Here is a 16629-nt window from a genome sequence, read left to right on the forward strand (position 1 = left end):
CTGCTCCCCATGCCCCAAACTCGCATCAAGATTCTCTTGCTCCTGGCCGCCGCAGTCCTCTCGGCGACAGCCGGTGCCGAGACCTTTCGCTGGATCGATGAGACAGGGAATGTGCATTACTCAGACCAAGTGCCTCCGGAAGATGCCAAGCACCAGCGTTCGCGGCTGGACAAGCAGGGCCGTGAGATCGATGTGATCGAAGGCGCCAAGACCGCCGAACAAATGGATCAGGAAAAGCGTCTCAGGAGCCTGCGAGCCGAGCAGCGCCGGGTGCTTGCCGAGCAACGCGATCGCGATCAATCGCTGCTGCGGACTTATGGCACCGAGCAGGAAATGACGCTGACGCTGCAAAACAAGCTGGCCACGGTGGACTCGGTCATACGCGTGACTGAGTCCAATCGCGAGCGTCAGGAAATCCTGCTGGACTCGCAGCGCAAGCGCGCGGCTGACGCTGAGTTGAAGGGGCAAGCAGTGCCCAAGATACTGCGTGATTCCATCGAGGCTATCCAGCGTCAGATTGCCGCCTACACGGAGCAGATCAACAAGCTTGAGGATGACAAGAAAACCATCAACGAGGCTTTCGGCAGGGACCGGCTTCGCCTGCAGGAATTGAGGTCCGCGGGGCAGGACCCCTTGCAGTTCGCACTCATGAACGAGCTCAAACTGATGCCCGGTGAGATGCCCATCGTCAGCGCGGTGTCATGCCGTCCGGGCCCTGCCTGCGACAAGGTCTGGGAAGCCGCCAAGTCCTTCATTCGTGCCCGCTCCGGCAAACCGCTCGTGACCGATACCAGCAAGGTCCTGCAAACCGCGATCCCCCTGCAGGATCAGGACTTCTCCCTGGTGGTCACGCGCAGCTCCGGCAAGGGGGAAGACACGGTTTTCCTGGATGCCCGCTGCAGGCTTTCCAGTCTCGGCGACGAATTGTGTGCCAGTCCCCGCGTCCGCGAAATTCGCGCGGCATTCGCCACCTATGTGCAGATGGCGGTCGCCGCCTCGCCCTAACCGACTCGGCTCATCGCTGCCCCTACCTTCGCAGCATCAGGGTGCCGATGCCGCGGTCCGTGAACAACTCCAGCAGCACGGCGTGCTCGATACGCCCATCGATGATGTGAACGCTGTTCACGCCGCCTTTCAGTGAATCGGTGGCACAGCGCGTCTTCGGGATCATGCCGCCCGAAATGGTACCGTCCTCGATCAGCGCATCCACCTCCGAAAGCGACAAGCCGGTCAACAGGCCGCCCTGCTTGTCCAGGATGCCCTGGGTATTGGTGAGCAGGATCAGCTTCTCCGCCTTCAGGACCTCGGCCATCTTGCCAGCCACCAGATCGGCGTTGATATTGTAGGAGCGCCCGTCCTCGCCCACCCCTATGGGCGCGATGACCGGAATGAAATCCCCCTGCACTAGCATGTCCACCACGGCGGGATCGATGCTCTCCACTTCGCCCACGTGACCCAGGTCGATGATCTCCGGCTCGTCCGTCTCGGGTGAGCGCTGGGTCGCCACGATCTTCCGCGCCCGCACCAGATCGCCGTCCTTGCCGGTGAGACCCACGGCGGAACCGCCATGACGATTGATGAGGTTGACGATCTCCTTGTTCACCAGGCCTCCCAGCACCATTTCCACCACGTCCATGGTCTCCGCGTCGGTGACCCGCATGCCCTGCACGAATTCGCTGGTCTTGCCCAGGCGCTGCAGCAGATTGCCGATCTGCGGACCGCCCCCGTGCACCACCACCGGGTTGATGCCCACCAGTTTCAGGAGCACGACATCGCGGGCAAAACTGTTCTTCAAGGTCTCGTCGATCATTGCGTTGCCGCCGTATTTCACGACGATGGTCTTGCCCTTGAACCGCTGGATGTAGGGCAAGGCCTCGATGAGGACGTGGGCGATCTGGTTGGCGGAATTGTTTTCGATAGATTCTTGGACTTTCATAAACGTGTGTCGCCTTGCGACGGCTTTTATTCTTGATGTGGATTCCCGAACCCACGGTCGGGGACATTTTTTTGTCGCTACGCGACAGCCAAACTTGAACCCGGCTCTCGCACCGGAAGGCGAGGTGTCAGGCTGCACCGGCAATGCTGCGCCGAAACGCATGGCGCAAGGCGTCCACCTGACCGGGCAAGCACTCCGCGAGCGCTTCGGTTACAGATGAAGGGCAGTCTTCGTATTTCAGCGCGTACGAGTAGCCGGGCATGTCGAACTGGTCAGCCGTGAAGTCAACCCGCTCACCGGCGACGGAGTTATAGAAGTGGTTGCCCCTTCCATGCCAGCCAGTGGTTCTCAGGATCTCACCCCCAAGGTACTCCTGAACCACAATGGCCGTCTGGGCGCACTGACCGTAAGAGGGCGCTGCAGTAGGCGAGAAGCAGACGCTAGTGTCAGCCGACCAACTCTTCTCGAGTGCGCGGCGAATTATCTGAAACGTTCTCTCGTCCATGGTGCTAAGTGTGTGCGGCTCAGTTCAACAATAGACAGCTTGCTGTTTTACTAACTTCACATATTCCCGGATGCCTAATTTGTAGGAGCGGGCTCTAGCCCGCGAACATCACGGCCTGGAGGCCGCTCCCACAATCCGGACGACCTGGGGTATTGAGCCCGTTTGCCGCGCCGAGCACCGCAGCTTTCGATGGGGATTACCCGAAGGGGCGCGGGAAGGATGCCGCGCGGCGGCAGAGGGACAGGGATGGCCCTTCTGCCGACTCCCGGAGAAAGCAAGGAGCGCAGGGAACAAGCGGCAACCGGGTGCCCTTTCTTTTGGTTCCTTTTCTTTGGGCATGCAAAGAAAAGGAACCCGACCGTGGGTTCGGAAACGCACATCAAAATGCAGGCTGTCGCGAAGAGACGCCAAGCTTTCTTGAGCCATGGAATCCAGGCAAATCGCTCATCAAAACGGCAACCGGATATCCGGTTTCACCTGCACCAACAAATCCCTGAACACCCCCTGAATCCTCGCCAACGCCTTCTCGTTGTCGGCCTCGAAACGCAACACCAGGGACGGCGTGGTATTGGAAGGCCGCACCAGCCCCCAGCCGTCGATGAAGTCCACGCGCAGGCCGTCAATATCGGACAGCCGGGCTTCAGGGAACTCGGCCAGCGCCTTGAGCTTCTCGACCAGGGCGAAATTCTCGCCCTCTTCCGTCTCGACCTGCAATTCCGGCGTATTCACGCTGTCCGGCAGTTCGGCGAACACTTCGGCCGTGCTGCGCGGGTCGCCGGAGAGTATCTCGACAAGGCGGGCGCAGGCATAGACGGCGTCATCGAAACCGAACCAACGCTCCTTGAAAAAGATGTGCCCGCTCATCTCGCCAGCCAGCATGGCGCCGGTTTCCTTCATCTTGGCCTTGAGCATGGAATGCCCGGTTTTCCACATGAGCGGTCGGCCACCGTTCTTGACGATCTGGCTGGCCAGTTGGCGCGTGCACTTGACGTCGAAAATGATATCGGCGCCGGGCTGGCGCGAGAGCACGTCCGCCGCATACAGCATCATCTGCCGGTCCGGCCAGATGATCTTGCCATCGCAATCCACCACGCCCAGGCGGTCGCCATCGCCATCGAAGGCCACCCCAAGATCGGCCTGTGCGCTTACCACGGCATCAATGAGGGCCGTGAGGTTCTCCGGCTTGCTAGGGTCGGGATGATGGTTCGGGAAGTTTCCGTCGACCTCACTGAACAGTTCCACCACCTCACAGCCCAGTGTCTTCATGAGGGCAGGTGCGAGCTTCGCGGCGACACCGTTGCCGCAGTCCATGACGATCTTCATGGGTCGGCCGAGCTGGGTGTCATCCATCACGCGCTCGATGTAATCGGGCATCAAGTCACGGTTCTCGATCTTGCCGATGCCGTGGATGAAGTCCTTGGCCTCGATGCGCTCGCGCAGTTTCTGCACCTGCTCTCCGGCCAGCGTATCGCCGGCGATGACGATCTTCAGTCCATTATATTTCGGGGGATTGTGGCTGCCGGTCACCATGACCCCGGACTTGCCGTTGAGCACATGGGTGGCGAAATAAAGCAGCGGCGTGGGCGCCAGCCCCAGGTCCACCACGGTGCGGCCAGTGGCCTGCAGGCCCTTGGCCAGGGCCTGGCTGAACTCCTGGCTGGAATGCCGTCCGTCGCGGGCGATCATCACCCGCTGCTCGCCCTTGACGTGGCACTCGCTGCCTATGGCGCGCCCGATCTCGTAGACCAGCTCGGCGGTCAAGGTCTCGCCCACCACGCCGCGAATATCGTAGGCGCGGAAGATGGAAGCCGGCACGGTGGTAACGGCGGAGCCTTCCGGAGCCGGCACGGGCGGCGCCGGTACGGCAGGGGCTTCAGGCCGCCCGACGGCCTGCTCCCCGGACGCCGGCACAGGCTGGAATCCCTGCGCCATGGCCTCGTGCTTCAGTTGCGCAATCTTGTGTACGATGAACTCGCTGTCGCCGATGCGGATGGGATAGTTGCCCAGGGCGCGGCCCCGCATCAGGTCACGCACGAGTTGCGCGACGCTCTCCTGATCGTTGTGATAAGCGCCAAGCAGCCAACGGCCCAGGGAATAGAAAGCACCCGCTGTCAGAAGGATGCCCAGGAGGGGGAACACGAAAAACCAGCCGTCGGCAAAAAAGGACACGCCCTTGACCCGGTAAGCCACCTTCCACGATGCGCCGGGGACATCCACCGTGCCGGCAGGCGTGGTTTCCTGCAGTTCGGCGTCGCCTGTGCGTTTGACCGAGAGATCGCCCTGGCGCAACTCGAGGGCAACGCCGGATGCGCCGAGAACGGCTTCCAGCAGCTTGGGCGAGACACTGGCCAGCAGCACGCCGCCGCCCTCCAGCTTGCGAGCCAGCGCCAGATGCTGGTGGGGCGTGTTGGCACCATGGAAGGCCGGCGGTGGCGCTTGTTCCACCGCCTCATGGGCCATCTGCAGGTCGGCGAAGCCCATGTGGGGCGGCCGGGTCTCATCCAGGGCCTCGGAGCGCTCCGCAAGCAGGCGTACCTGCAGCGCCGAAGGCACGGCGCGCGTAAGTCGGGCTTCGGTCTCCTGAAGCAGAGCAGCATTGCCGCTGGCAAGTATCTGCGCATAGCGCGAATCCGCCGCCAGGCCCTCCACGCTGCCTATCAGCATGTCCAGTGTGTTGCGCAGACTGCGCGCCGCCGCTTCGGCCGCCTGCCGCGCCGCTTCCTGCTCCGCCGAGCGCGCCGACTGCCAGGCCGCCACATAGACGCCCGTTCCGGTGACCAGCACCGCGGCTAACGCCGCCACCGCCAACAGGGTGAGGAATCGCTGCAGATTCATCCCGGCAGCCGCCTATTGCCGTCCCGTGTGGCCAAATCCACCCGCGGCGCGCTGGCTCTCGGAAAATTCCTCGACCCGCTCGAACGCCACCTGCACGACAGGGACGAAGACCATCTGCGCCAGGCGGTCGCCAACCTGAATTTCGTAAGGCTGGTTGCTCCGATTCCAGCAGGACACCATAACCTGGCCCTGATAGTCCGAGTCGATGAGGCCCACCAGATTGCCCAGCACGATACCGTGCTTGTGGCCCAGGCCCGAGCGCGGCAAGAGGACGGCCGCCAGCGCCGGATCCTCGATGTGGATGGCGAGTCCGGTGGGAATCAGATGGGTGCTCCCCGGCTCCAACGTCAAGGGAGCTTCCAGGCAGGCCCGAAGGTCCAGCCCGGCGGAGCCGTGGGTGGCGTATTCGGGAAAGGGGATCGTATGCCCAATGCGCTCATCGAGGATCTTAAGCTGTATTTTTCGCATGAAATCGTTTTGCAATCAGTTCCACCAATTGTGCCCCGACACGCTGCTTGGAAGCCATCTCCAGCCGCGCCGAGCCGCCATTCCAGAAAACCTGCAAGGCATTCAACTCGCTGTCGAATCCGCCCTCGGCCTGGCCCACCAGGTTGGCCGCGATCATGTCCAGCCGCTTGGACTGAAGCTTGCCGCGGGCATAGTCTTCCAGCCCGTGGGTTTCCGCCGCGAACCCGACGGTGAACGGCGGATTCGGCAGGGCCGCCACCTCCGCCAGGATATCCCGGGTCCGCGCCAGTTGCAGGCTGATGCGCTCATCGTTCTTCTTGATCTTGCGCTCCTCTGCGACTGCCGGGGTATAGTCGGCAACGGCCGCCGCGCCGATGTAGATATCCTGCTCACCGATGCGCCGAAAAACGGCGAGGCGCATGTCTTCGGCACTTTCCACAGCCACGCGGTCCACCCCGCGTGGCGCCTCCAGCGCCACAGGCCCCGACACCAGGAGCACCCGGGCGCCTGCCGCCGCCGCGGCAGCGGCCACGGCATAGCCCATCTTGCCGGAACTACGGTTGCTGATGAAACGCACCGGGTCGATGGGTTCGCGGGTAGGGCCCGCGCTCACCAGCACCTTCAGGCCGGCCAGTGGCCCGGACGCCGAACCGAGTGCCAGTTGTTCGACGATCTCCGCCGGCTCGAGCATGCGCCCCCAACCCGTCTCGCCGCAGGCCTGCTCGCCTTGAGCCGGCCCCAGCACGCGCATCCCCCGGCCCTCAATGACCTGCAGGTTTTCGCGGGTCGCCGGATTATCCCACATGGCTCGATTCATGGCCGGCGCCAGGGCGATGGGGCATTCTGCCGCCAGGCACAACGCCGCCAGCAGGTCGCCGGCGAGACCCGCGCGCAGCCGGGCCATGAAATCCGCGGTGGCCGGGGCGATCAGCAGCAGATCGGCCCAGCGCGCCAGGCTGATGTGCCCCATGGCCGACTCCTCGGCCGGGTCCAAAAGCCCCGTGTGCACCGGGTTGCCCGAAAGTGCCTGAAAGGTGAGCGGCCCGACGAAAGCGGTGGCGGCATCGGTCATGACCACGCGCACCTCGACCCCAGCAGTTTTGAGCAGACGGGTGAGCTCGGCAGCCTTGTAAGCGGCGATGCCCCCCGTGACCCCGAGCAGGATGCGCTTGCCGGTCAATTGCGTCAAAACAGCGTCAAGTCCATGTTGGAAAGAGGCCAATTATGGCAAGTTTGGCCCCGGCCTTCTATGCTTTTGCGGCGATAATGCGCCGAATATCAAGCAAGTGAGGTGCACCATGCCGATCACGGACTGGCCGGATGACGAAAAGCCCAGGGAGAAGCTACTGCTGAAGGGCCCGGGGGCATTGTCCGACGCGGAGCTGCTAGCCATCTTCCTGCGCACCGGCATCAAGGGCAAGACCGCCGTGGACCTGGCGCGTGAACAACTGTCGCGCTTCGGTTCCTTGCGGGCCCTGCTGGACGCCGACTTCGACCAATTCACCGCCACCCCGGGGCTGGGCAGCGCCAAATACGCCCTGCTGCAAGCGGTGCTGGAAATGGCGCGCCGTCACATGGACTCGCAGCTGCGCCGCGGCGAGGCCCTCACCAGTCCCAGCCTCACCCGCCGGTACCTGGCCTCCGTCCTGCGGGCCTATCCCTTCGAAGTGTTTGCCTGCCTGCTGCTGGACAACCAGCACCGGGTCATCCGCTACGAGGAACTGTTCCGCGGCACCATCGACGGCGCCAGCGTCTATCCCCGCGAAGTGGTGAAGCTGGCGCTGGCCGCCAATGCCGCCGCCGTCATCCTCGCCCACAACCACCCCTCCGGCATTGCCGAACCCAGCGAGGCGGACCGGCAACTCACTCAGAAACTCAAGCAGGCTCTAGGCCTGGTCGACATTCGCGTGCTCGACCACTTCATCGTCGGCGACGACCCGGAGGCCTATTCCTTTGCCGAGCACGGCCTGATCTAGGCGCCTCAGGACCAGAGCGGATAGCGCCCGGCAGCGGCGGCCGCCGTCACGATCAGGCCAAGGATCAGGTTCAGTCCAACCAGTTGGCGTATCTGCCCCAGCGCAGCCCCCGCCGCCTCCCAGTTCTCCTCGATGACGCCGTTACGCAGTTTTTTCAGGGAGGCCCAGTTGATGTGGCCGAACACGGCGAACATGATCAGCCCCAGGGTCAGCATCAGGTGCACATGCCAGCCCACATTGGCGAAGCCGCCCAGGCCATGGATGACCCAGAACCCCGTGACCAGCAGCAGCACGATGGCCACCTTGACCCAGGGAAAAAAACGCTCGAACACCCGCAACCACAAGCGCAGGCGTTCGGGGCTCTGGAACAGTTCCACGGCGGTGGGGCGCAGCACCACGTAGGCGAAAAACATGCCGCCGACCCAGACGACGGCGGCCAACATGTGCAAGGCTATGGCGAGTGACATGGTTTGAACTCCTGGAGGTTATTGAAAGCGTTGGGGCATCCGCGGACGGCATGGGGTTCCCTGTGCAATGGGGACAGCGATGGGGTTCACGCGCAGTCTCCACCCAGATCGCCCCACAGGGTCTGGATCGCCGCCAGGGCGGCCAGGGCGGCGGTCTCGGTGCGCAGCACCCGGGGTCCCAGGCGCAAGGGCGTGAATCCCGCGGCGATGGCGGCGCTACGCTCCCGTTCGCTGAAGCCGCCCTCCGGGCCGGACAGCAGGGTGATTGCGCCATCCGGGCGCGGCAAGTCCATCAGGGATATCCCGCCGACGGGATGCAGGATCAGGCGCGTGCCGTTCTGCGCGCCTATCCAGGCATCCAGATTGGCAGGCGCTGAAATCAGCGGCAATCGGTTACGGCCGCATTGCTCGCAGGCGCTGCGGACGACGCCTTGCCAGTGTTTGAGACGCTGGGCTTGCTTCGCGCCGTCCAGTTGCACCACGCAGTGCTCGGTGAACAAGGGCGTCAACTGGCTCACGCCCAGTTCCACGGCCTTTTGTATGGCCAGATCCATGCGCTCGCCACGGGAAATCCCCAGTCCCAGGTGGGTGAACAATGGCGATTCGCTCTCCCGCGCGCGGCGCTCGCCCAGATCCAACCGCACGCCCTCGCGATGGGCTTCCAGCACCCGCGCGGGGAACTCCCCGCCTTCTCCGTTAAACACCACCAGGTCGGCGCCGGGCTTGAGCCGCAGCACGCTGCGCAGGTAATGGGCGCTTTCCTCGTCCAGGCTCAGCATTTCGCCACTCTGCAAAGGCAAGGGCAGATAGAGCCGGGAAATGCGCATTCAGTCCTCCGTCGCCCGGCAGACGCCCTCATAAGCCACGTCGGCCATGAAGCGGATTTCCTCGTCACTGATCACATAGGGCGGCATGAAATAGATGACGTTGCCCAAAGGCCGCAGCAGCACGCCCCGATCCAGCCCATGGCGGTAGACGGAAAGGCCTCGCCGTTCCTGCCAGGGATAAGGCTCGCGGGAAGCCTTGTCCTTGACCAGCTCGATGGCCAGGATCATGCCGGTCTGGCGTACCTCGGCCACATGGGGGTGGTCCGCAAACACCGCCGCCGCCTCGCTCATCGTTTTGGACTTATCACGATTGCGCGCAATCACATCGTCCCGCTCGAACAGGTCCAGGGTGGCCAGGGCCACGGCACAGGCTAGTGCGTTCCCGGTATAGCTGTGGGAATGCAGGAAGGCTTTCTGGCTGGCATAGTCGTCGTAAAAGGCCTGGTAAATGGATTCCCGGGTCAGCACGGCGGACAGGGGCAGATACCCGCCCGTCAATCCCTTGGACAGGCACAGGAAATCCGGGGTGATGCCCGCCTGCTCGAACGCAAACAGCGTTCCCGTCCGGCCAAAACCCACGGCGATCTCGTCGGCGATCAGGTGCACGCCGTGCCGGTCGCAGGCCTCGCGCAGGCGCTGCAGGTAGACAGGCGGGTACATGCGCATGCCGCCGGCGCATTGCACCAGGGGCTCGACAATGACAGCGCAGGCTTCCTCGGCATGGGATGCCAGGGCCGATTCCATGTCGGCAAAGCGGCGCAGCGCATGCGCATCCCAGGATTCGCCCGGTGCCCGGTGATAACAGTCCGGCGAGGGCACGCTGATCACATCCATCAGCAAGGGGGCGTAGGTTTCTTTGTACAGGGGCACATTGCCCACCGCCAGGGCACCCAGGGTTTCGCCGTGGTAGCTGTTCTCCAGGGTGATGAAGCGCGTCTTGCGGGTCCGCCCCAGATTGCGCCAATGGTGGTAGCTCATCTTCAGCGCCACCTCCACCGCCGAGGAACCGTTATCGGCGTAGAAGCAGCGGGAGAGTCCAGGCGGTGCGAGGCTGACGAGGCGCTCGGCCAGGCGCACCGCCGGTTCGTGGGCGAAGCCGGCCAGGATCACATGCTCCAGTTCCTCCGCCTGGGCGCGCAGGGCGGCGTTGATGTACGGGTTCGCGTGCCCGAACAGGTTTACCCACCAGGAGCTGATGGCATCCAGATAACGCTTGCCCTCGAAGTCCTCCAGCCAGACGCCCTGGCCACGGCGGATCGGAACGGGGGGCAGCGCCTCGTGGTCCTTCATCTGCGTGCAGGGATGCCAGAGAACCGCCAGGTCGCGGTCTATGAGTGCCTGGTTGCCCCGTAACATGCTAGCTCGCTCGCAGCCTTACGAATCGCGGCCCGGAGGCCGCTCCTACCGCGCTTCGGCGGGATCGCCCAGCCCCAGGTTGTCCCAGATGGTCAGGGTCGCTTCCGCCTGGTTGAGGGTATAGAAATGCAAGCCCGGCGAACCCTGCTCCAGCAGGCGGCGGCACAGGTCCGTGACCACCTCGATGCCAAAGGCGCGAATGGACTGGCGGTCATCCCCGAACACTTCCAGGCGCTTGCGTATCCAGCGCGGGATATCCGCTCCGCACAAGTCGGAAAAGCGCGCCAACTGGGAGTAGTTGGTGATGGGCATGATGCCAGGCACGATGGGAATGTCGATGCCGGCCTTCTCGCAATCGTCGATGAAGCGGAAATAGGCTTCCGGATTGTAGAAATACTGGGTGATGGCGCTGTTGGCGCCCGCCTCCACCTTGCGCTTGAAATTACGCAGGTCCGCCTCGTAATTGGGCGCCTGCGGGTGCATTTCCGGATAGGCGGCCACCTCGATATGGAAATGGCTGTCCATCTCCTGACGGATGTAGGCCACCAGTTCGTTGGCGTAGCGGAACTCGCCGGCGGAGAGCATGCCGGACGGCATGTCGCCGCGCAGGGCCACGATATGCCGTATGCCCTGGTCCTTATAAGCCTGCAGCACCTCGCGGATGTTCTCGCGGGTGGAGGCGACGCAGGAAAGATGGGGCGCTGCCTCGATGCCCGTGTTGCGCTGGATGTCCACCACGGTTTCGAAGGTCTTTTCCCGCGTGGAACCGCCCGCGCCGAAGGTCACGGAACAGAAGCGCGGCTTCAGCCGGGCGAGCTTCAGCGTCGTCGCGCGGAGGTTCTCGGTGGCCTGGTCGGTCTTGGGCGGGAAGAATTCGAAGCTGAAGGTCTGGGCGTATTTCTTTTGAGAATCCATCATGGGAAAAGCCTGTCGTTCCAAAGGTTCGGGCGGCGCGCGAGGCTCGGTCCCCGACGGGAAGGCCGCGGATGGATTTCCGCGGCTCCGGCCGCATCTTGCGGCAGCGCGCAGCTTACCGCAAACTTTCGGCTGCAGGAACGCTCAAAGTACAAGGGTCCCGCATCGCGGACCACCAACCCGTGTCCCACAAGCCATGAGCCTATTCAATTACGTTGCCCTGTTCACCGTCGCGGTCTTCGGCATCGTCTTCCTGGACGAGGACTCCACCAGCGTCTCTCCCCAGGAATGGGTGCTGTTCGCGGTGATGATCTATGCCGCCCTGTCGTTTTTCCGCCAATACAAGGAATTGGTCTCCAAGGAACGGCGCCGCTGAGAACTCAGCGCTGACAGCGCGGGCAGTAGCAACTGGCCCGCTGGCCGATGCGCTCGCTCCGGATCGTCGTCCCGCAGGCTTTGCAGGGCTCGCCCTCGCGGCCATAGACGTTGAGGGTCTGCTGGAAATAGCCGGGGCGTCCGGCCTCGTTGACGAAATCGCGCAAGGTCGTTCCACCCTGGGCGATGGCCGCCTGTAAGACCTCGACGATAGCTTGCGCCAGCCGGCCATAACGGCGTGCGCTGATGCTGCCCGCCTCGCGGCCCGGATGGATGCCCGCCATGAACAGCGCCTCGCTGGCGTAGATGTTTCCCACGCCCACCACCAGATGACTGTCCATGATGAAGGCCTTGACCGCCGCCGCGCGGCCCCGCGCGCGACGGTGCAGATAAGCCCCGCCGAATTCGGGCGAGAAGGGTTCCACGCCCAGTTCCGCCAGCAAGGGATGGGCTGCCGCGTCGCCTTCCACCCAGAGCAGGCAGCCGAAACGACGCGGGTCGTGGTAGCGCAGGCAGGCGCCGCCCTCGAGAAGAAAGTCCACGTGATCGTGCTTGCGCGGCGGGACTGCCGGATCGGTGATGCGAAGACTTCCTGACATGCCCAGGTGCGCCAGCAAGGTGCCCGCGCCTGCATCGAACAGGAGATACTTGCCGCGCCGCCCAACCCCGCCGATGGGGCGACCCTCCAACTTGGCGGACAGGTCCGGCGGAACGGGCCAGCGCAAACGCCCGTCGCGGACCTCTACCCTTTGAATAATCCGGCCCGCCACATGGGGCTCGATGCCCCGGCGGGTGGTTTCGACTTCCGGCAGTTCAGGCACGGCGCAAGCGAAAGGCGCTTCCAGCGGTTGTCGCCCTACTCCACGTCCTCGCCTTCGGTCTCCATCTCCTCTTCCATGCCCGCGGCTTCGCCCTCCACGGTCGGTTCGCTCCCGTCATCCTCGTCCTCGCCTTCTTCCTCCTGCCCGGTGGATGCGCCCGGCGACGGGCTGGGCTGTGGTTTCTGCAAGGCCAGCAAGGACTTGGCCATGTCCGTTGCCACCACATATTTGAGGCCCCAGTCGGGCCTGGCCAGCACCAGGTCGGGCTCGCGCTGCAGGATCACGAATTCCACCGGCCCGTGATCGCTGAAGGCGATCCTGGCGATATCGCCCTGTGCGGGCTGGTCCAGACGCTTAACGTCTATCGCCCGCGCCGTCTGCCAGGCCATGACGAGGTCATTGATGCCGGCATCGGCCTCGCTGCTCGGCTCGATGGTCCAGTGCCCGTCGGCAGATTTGTCGGCCTTGATGCCAGGCAACAGCAGACTCTGGATGTGGGCGTCATCGGGCAGCAGCTTCTTGTCCACGTAATCCGTGGCCGGCGCGGTCAGATGATGGGAAAAATCGTCATTCACCAGATGCAGGGTATCGCCGACCCAGACATAGCGGCGCATGTCGATGGGGTCGGAACCGCCAAAGATCAGGGTCACCTTACCCAGGGTCAGCTTGGCCTTGGGCTTGTCCAATTCGTATTTGCTCTGATCCTCGGGCACGAACGGATAGCGCGCCTCGCTCTCTGCATTGGCGATGTCCAGCAACTGGCGCATGCGGATCTCGTTGGCGGGGGCGCTGAAGGGCGCGGTCAGCCACCAGTGGCCTTCGCGCTTCTCGAAAACGATGACTTCCTTGTTCTCAAGCACGATATGGTCGATGGTGCTCTCGTCCAGATCGGTCAGATGCACGACCTGCGGCTCTTCGACGCCGGGCTCATAGACCACCAGGGCAGCGAGCGCCAGGACGACAGACAGGAGTAGCAGATTCAGCAACAGCCTCGTTTTCATCAGCGTCTCCGACGATTGAACCAGATGAGCGCGCCGGCCCCGATCAGGAGGAAGGGCAGCAGGAACAGGAAGCCGATGGCAATGCTACCGGAAGCCGCAGACGAAAGGTTCAGCGTGCGGTCGGACGCAGCCTTGGCGGGAATATTGAGGAAGGCCTCGTTCTGACTGAGCCAGTGGATCATGTTCAGGCCCAGGTTCAGATTGCCCCCGTTGCCCAGGAAGGCGTTGGTAAGGAAGTCGCCGTCGCCCACCACCAGCACCCGCTGCTCGGCAGGCTTGGTTTCCTTGGCTTGGCCGGCCTCTGTGGCCTCGGGCTTGTCGCCGTCCGTCTTGGGCTTGGGCCTCACCAAGGCATAAGCAATCTCCAGCGGGCCCTCACGCTCGCTGGTATTGGCGTCGAACTGAATCTTGTCCTTGATGGGGCCGGTCTCGGTCCAGGAGCGCTTCAGGGTACCCAGGATGGGCGTGCGCTCGAAGTCTACCTCGCCCTCCTTTTCGATCGCGGCGGCGCCCGGGTACAAGCTCATCATCTCGAAGCCCAGGGTCACCGGATGCGGCGGATACTCCGCCACCAGGGCAAAGGTGGGGTCGTTGATGCCGAACAACTGGGTGGAGGCGTCAACCACCGTGCCCGGCAGGAATTTCAGCCCCAGCTGCTGGGCCAGCGGCGCCAGTCCCTTGATATCACCAGGCTCCGCGAGCCATAGAAGATTGCCGCCTTTCTTCACGTAGGCCTGGATCAGGCTCACCTCGCCGGGCAGTAGGTTGACCTCGGGACTGGCCAGCACCAGCAAATCCGTGTTGTCCGGAATATCGGGGGTCACCGCCAGATTGACCATGGAAACGCCGATACCCTTGCGCCCCAGTTCATCGCCGAACTGGCCCAGGTCGTGGTTGGCCTGGCCCTTGGGCGAGCGCTCGCCGTGACCTTCCAGAAACACCACGTGCTGTTCCTTGGCATGGACCAGGCGCTGCAGGGCATTGGCGATGGCGCTTTCGGTTGCTTCCTGAACCTGCTCGCTGCGGCCCTGGTACTCGATGATGAGTTCGCCGTCCACCGTGATCCCCAACTCGCGCACCTTGTCCGGCTGCAAATCGGGATTGACGAAGGCCAGGGCCAGGTCGGGCTTCTTGCGGCTGAAGCGGCCCACCTGATCGGTAATGCGCTGGCGCAAGCCTTTGTCCTCACGGGCATAGGCGGTGACCTTGGCCGGACCCTGAAGCAGGTCAAGCACCTTGGAGCTAGCCTCGGACAAGGTGTTGCGCCCGCCGGCGGTCCAGTCGAACTGGGTGGAATAACGCGTGCTCAGCCAGGCGAGCAGGCCAATCGCGGCCAGGAACAGCAGGGTGAAGCTCAGGTTCTGGAGGCGGATCTCCAGATGGGTGCGGGCGTTGATCTTCATTTTTGCAGGCGGTCGTTATCCAGGGTGTGTACGCTCAGCACCAGGAAAGCCAGGATGAACAGAATGAAATAGGCCAGGTCCGTGGTGCTCACCAGGCCTTTAAGCAGGCTCTCGTAGTGGCGCAGCATGGACAGGTATTCCAGCAGACCGCTGCCCTGGCCTTCCTCCTTACCCGACCAGTCGATGATCCAAAGCCCTAAGAGTGCGCCGAAGGTGGAGATGGCGGCCACTGTCGGCTGCTGCGCCAGGCTGGAGATGAACAGGCCGACGGCGGCAAAGCCCGCCAGCAGCAGGCTCAGGGCCAGCACGCAGGCCGCCAGCTTGCCGAAGTCCAAGCCGCCGCCCAACAAAAGCGAGATCGGCATGGCGGTGATCATCACCACCATGATCATGAGAAAGGCCAAGACGCCCAGGTATTTCCCCAGAATGATCTCCGTCATGGAGACCGGCGCGGTGAACAGCAGGCTCAGTGTGCGGTTGCGCCGCTCCTCGCTGATCAGGCGCATGGTCAATAGCGGCGTCACCAGCAGCAGGATGACGCCGGCATTGCCGAACAAGGGCACCACGATCAGGTCGGTGATGCCGGGCGCGTCCTCCATTCCGGCGATGCGCGGTTGCAGCATCAGGTAGTAGTCGAGTTGGGCCAGGAACATGTAGGCGAGGATGAGCTGGATCACGCCGAGGATGGACCAGGCCAGGGGCGAAAGGAACATCGTGCGGAGTTCGCGCCCCGCAATGGTGAAGGCCATCATTGCCTCTTATGCCTCCGTCTGGGTGCTGTGTTGGGTGATGTCGATGAAGATCTGTTCCATGCTGCGCCGCTCCGGGGTCAGTTCAATGAGTCCCCAGCCTCCAGCTACCACGGCGGCGGCGATCTGCTCCGCCGGATTCCGGTCCTTGTCGTGGAAGATGCGGTAGCGGTGCTCGCCCAGTTCGGTGATGGACTGCACGCCCTCGATGCCATAGAGGCGCATGAGTTCCGGCATTTCGCGGGTGCCGAGCAGCACGCTGGAGGCGCGCATCTGTTGCTCCAGGCCCTGGATGCTGTCGTTCAGCACCAGCTTGCCCTGATGGATGATCTGCACCCGCGTGCAGGACTCCTGCACTTCCGGCAGGATGTGGGTGGACAGAATGATGCCGTGCTCGCGCCCCAGGTCACGGATCAGCTCGCGGATCTCGCGGATCTGGATGGGATCCAGGCCCACCGTGGGCTCGTCCAGGATGATCACGGCGGGCGTGTGCAGGATGGCCTGGGCGATGCCCACCCGCTGCTGATAGCCCTTGGACAGGTTGTTTATGAGGCGCTGGCCCACCTCGGTCAGACCGCAGCGCTCCTTGGCGTTGTCCACCGCGCGGCGCGCTTTATCCCGCGGGATACGGTGCAGGCTGGAGCAGTAATCCAGGTATTCGTCCACCGTCAGTTCCCGATACACCGGCGGATTCTCCGGCAGATAGCCCAGCTCGCGCTTGGCCTCCTTCGGATTGTCCAGGATGTCGATGCCGTTGATGAGGATCTGGCCGACGGTCGGCGCCAGGTTGCCGCAGATCATCTGCATGGTGGTGGACTTCCCGGCGCCGTTGGGCCCCAGAAATCCCAGGATCTCGCCTTTCTCCAGGGAGAAGCTGACGTTGTTCACGGCACACTGGCCGCCGTAATAGCGCGAAAGTTGTTCGACTTGAATGAGGCTGCTCATGGCGTCGCTAAGATACAAAAAAATCCTGTCAAGACAAGTGTCGCCGAGTG

At 63.5% G+C, this 16629-nt stretch carries 17 protein-coding genes; 3 read left to right on the top strand and 14 right to left on the bottom strand.

The genetic code is table 11. The features are described 5' to 3' along the window. Window positions 1-9: 9 nt before the first annotated feature. Window positions 10-1005, top strand: a complete 996-nt coding sequence (locus EK23_RS03380; RefSeq protein WP_052807882.1) for a DUF4124 domain-containing protein — start codon at window positions 10-12, stop codon at window positions 1003-1005. 22 nt (window positions 1006-1027) lie between these two features. Here EK23_RS03380 and argB read toward each other — a convergent pair whose 3' ends face one another. The 5 genes from argB to coaBC all read right to left on the bottom strand — a co-directional run bounded on the left by argB (window position 1028) and on the right by coaBC (window position 6933). Then, window positions 1028-1936 carry an acetylglutamate kinase gene (gene argB / locus EK23_RS03385; protein ID WP_045223788.1) on the bottom strand — a complete coding sequence of 303 codons (909 nt, stop codon included), beginning with the start codon at window positions 1934-1936 and terminating at the stop codon, window positions 1028-1030. Between the two features lie 127 nt (window positions 1937-2063). Then, window positions 2064-2441 (bottom strand): YunG family protein, encoded by a 378-nt coding sequence (locus tag EK23_RS24850; protein WP_045223789.1) that lies wholly within the window; start codon window positions 2439-2441, stop codon window positions 2064-2066. 447 nt (window positions 2442-2888) lie between these two features. Continuing rightward, a complete protein-coding gene (locus tag EK23_RS24560; protein ID WP_327037024.1) occupies window positions 2889-5276 on the bottom strand; it encodes a phosphomannomutase/phosphoglucomutase in 2388 nt (795 codons plus the stop codon). A 12-nt stretch (window positions 5277-5288) separates the two neighbouring features. Beyond that, window positions 5289-5744, bottom strand: coding sequence for a dUTP diphosphatase (dut, locus tag EK23_RS03400; RefSeq protein WP_045223790.1), 456 nt, complete (start codon window positions 5742-5744; stop codon window positions 5289-5291). Then, on the bottom strand, window positions 5725-6933 hold the full coding sequence (coaBC, locus tag EK23_RS03405) for a bifunctional phosphopantothenoylcysteine decarboxylase/phosphopantothenate--cysteine ligase CoaBC (RefSeq protein ID WP_045223791.1): 1209 nt from the start codon (window positions 6931-6933) through the stop codon (window positions 5725-5727). Before coaBC ends, dut begins: the two co-directional genes overlap by 20 nt. A 109-nt stretch (window positions 6934-7042) precedes the next feature. Here coaBC and radC point away from each other — a divergent pair, with 109 nt between their 5' ends. After that, on the top strand, window positions 7043-7720 hold the full coding sequence (gene radC / locus EK23_RS03410; RefSeq protein ID WP_045223792.1) for a RadC family protein: 678 nt from the start codon (window positions 7043-7045) through the stop codon (window positions 7718-7720). Between the two features lie 5 nt (window positions 7721-7725). Here radC and EK23_RS03415 read toward each other — a convergent pair whose 3' ends face one another. From EK23_RS03415 to metF, 4 genes are all read right to left on the bottom strand, one after another. After that, window positions 7726-8187, bottom strand: coding sequence for a CopD family protein (locus EK23_RS03415; RefSeq protein WP_045223793.1), 462 nt, complete (start codon window positions 8185-8187; stop codon window positions 7726-7728). Between the two features lie 86 nt (window positions 8188-8273). Then, a complete protein-coding gene (locus EK23_RS03420; protein WP_045223794.1) occupies window positions 8274-9014 on the bottom strand; it encodes a 16S rRNA (uracil(1498)-N(3))-methyltransferase in 741 nt (246 codons plus the stop codon). Continuing rightward, complete coding sequence (locus EK23_RS03425; RefSeq protein WP_045223795.1) at window positions 9015-10370, bottom strand: adenosylmethionine--8-amino-7-oxononanoate transaminase; 1356 nt, start codon at window positions 10368-10370, stop codon at window positions 9015-9017. Between the two features lie 45 nt (window positions 10371-10415). Next, window positions 10416-11285 carry a methylenetetrahydrofolate reductase [NAD(P)H] gene (gene metF / locus EK23_RS03430; protein WP_045223997.1) on the bottom strand — a complete coding sequence of 290 codons (870 nt, stop codon included), beginning with the start codon at window positions 11283-11285 and terminating at the stop codon, window positions 10416-10418. A gap of 196 nt (window positions 11286-11481) precedes the next feature. Here metF and EK23_RS03435 point away from each other — a divergent pair, with 196 nt between their 5' ends. Further along, a complete protein-coding gene (locus EK23_RS03435) occupies window positions 11482-11661 on the top strand; it encodes a hypothetical protein (protein ID WP_045223796.1) in 180 nt (59 codons plus the stop codon). A gap of 4 nt (window positions 11662-11665) precedes the next feature. Here EK23_RS03435 and mutM read toward each other — a convergent pair whose 3' ends face one another. The 5 genes from mutM to EK23_RS03460 are packed head-to-tail and all read right to left on the bottom strand — an operon-like array spanning window position 11666 to window position 16579. Then, window positions 11666-12481, bottom strand: a complete 816-nt coding sequence (gene mutM / locus EK23_RS03440) for a bifunctional DNA-formamidopyrimidine glycosylase/DNA-(apurinic or apyrimidinic site) lyase (protein ID WP_045223797.1) — start codon at window positions 12479-12481, stop codon at window positions 11666-11668. Window positions 12482-12516: 35 nt separating this feature from the next. Beyond that, window positions 12517-13482 (bottom strand): DUF4340 domain-containing protein, encoded by a 966-nt coding sequence (locus EK23_RS03445; RefSeq protein WP_052807883.1) that lies wholly within the window; start codon window positions 13480-13482, stop codon window positions 12517-12519. Continuing rightward, complete coding sequence (locus tag EK23_RS03450) at window positions 13482-14885, bottom strand: GldG family protein (RefSeq protein ID WP_045223798.1); 1404 nt, start codon at window positions 14883-14885, stop codon at window positions 13482-13484. Before EK23_RS03450 ends, EK23_RS03445 begins: the two co-directional genes overlap by 1 nt. Beyond that, the gene (locus EK23_RS03455) at window positions 14882-15637 is read right to left on the bottom strand and encodes an ABC transporter permease subunit (protein WP_045223799.1); all 756 of its coding nucleotides are present in this window, start codon (window positions 15635-15637) and stop codon (window positions 14882-14884) included. The genes EK23_RS03450 and EK23_RS03455 overlap by 4 nt, the downstream gene beginning before the upstream one ends. A gap of 6 nt (window positions 15638-15643) precedes the next feature. Next, window positions 15644-16579: an ABC transporter ATP-binding protein gene (locus tag EK23_RS03460; protein WP_045223800.1), complete on the bottom strand. Its 936-nt coding sequence runs from the start codon at window positions 16577-16579 to the stop codon at window positions 15644-15646. Window positions 16580-16629: the final 50 nt, after the last annotated feature.

The sequence above is a fragment of the Methyloterricola oryzae genome (assembly GCF_000934725.1).
Classification (GTDB): Bacteria; Pseudomonadota; Gammaproteobacteria; order Methylococcales; family Methylococcaceae; genus Methyloterricola; species Methyloterricola oryzae.

What these genes read in the sequence shown, in the direction of transcription:
- EK23_RS03380 (WP_052807882.1), top strand. Translation starts at nt 10, where the DNA reads ATGCCCCAAACTCGCATCAAGATTCTCTTGCTCCTGGCCGCCGCAGTC.
- argB (WP_045223788.1), bottom strand. Translation starts at nt 1,936, where the DNA reads ATGAAAGTCCAAGAATCTATCGAAAACAATTCCGCCAACCAGATCGCC.
- EK23_RS24850 (WP_045223789.1), bottom strand. Translation starts at nt 2,441, where the DNA reads ATGGACGAGAGAACGTTTCAGATAATTCGCCGCGCACTCGAGAAGAGT.
- EK23_RS24560 (WP_327037024.1), bottom strand. Translation starts at nt 5,276, where the DNA reads ATGAATCTGCAGCGATTCCTCACCCTGTTGGCGGTGGCGGCGTTAGCC.
- dut (WP_045223790.1), bottom strand. Translation starts at nt 5,744, where the DNA reads ATGCGAAAAATACAGCTTAAGATCCTCGATGAGCGCATTGGGCATACG.
- radC (WP_045223792.1), top strand. Translation starts at nt 7,043, where the DNA reads ATGCCGATCACGGACTGGCCGGATGACGAAAAGCCCAGGGAGAAGCTA.
- EK23_RS03415 (WP_045223793.1), bottom strand. Translation starts at nt 8,187, where the DNA reads ATGTCACTCGCCATAGCCTTGCACATGTTGGCCGCCGTCGTCTGGGTC.
- EK23_RS03420 (WP_045223794.1), bottom strand. Translation starts at nt 9,014, where the DNA reads ATGCGCATTTCCCGGCTCTATCTGCCCTTGCCTTTGCAGAGTGGCGAA.
- EK23_RS03425 (WP_045223795.1), bottom strand. Translation starts at nt 10,370, where the DNA reads ATGTTACGGGGCAACCAGGCACTCATAGACCGCGACCTGGCGGTTCTC.
- metF (WP_045223997.1), bottom strand. Translation starts at nt 11,285, where the DNA reads ATGGATTCTCAAAAGAAATACGCCCAGACCTTCAGCTTCGAATTCTTC.
- EK23_RS03435 (WP_045223796.1), top strand. Translation starts at nt 11,482, where the DNA reads ATGAGCCTATTCAATTACGTTGCCCTGTTCACCGTCGCGGTCTTCGGC.
- EK23_RS03445 (WP_052807883.1), bottom strand. Translation starts at nt 13,482, where the DNA reads ATGAAAACGAGGCTGTTGCTGAATCTGCTACTCCTGTCTGTCGTCCTG.
- EK23_RS03450 (WP_045223798.1), bottom strand. Translation starts at nt 14,885, where the DNA reads ATGAAGATCAACGCCCGCACCCATCTGGAGATCCGCCTCCAGAACCTG.
- EK23_RS03455 (WP_045223799.1), bottom strand. Translation starts at nt 15,637, where the DNA reads ATGATGGCCTTCACCATTGCGGGGCGCGAACTCCGCACGATGTTCCTT.
- EK23_RS03460 (WP_045223800.1), bottom strand. Translation starts at nt 16,579, where the DNA reads ATGAGCAGCCTCATTCAAGTCGAACAACTTTCGCGCTATTACGGCGGC.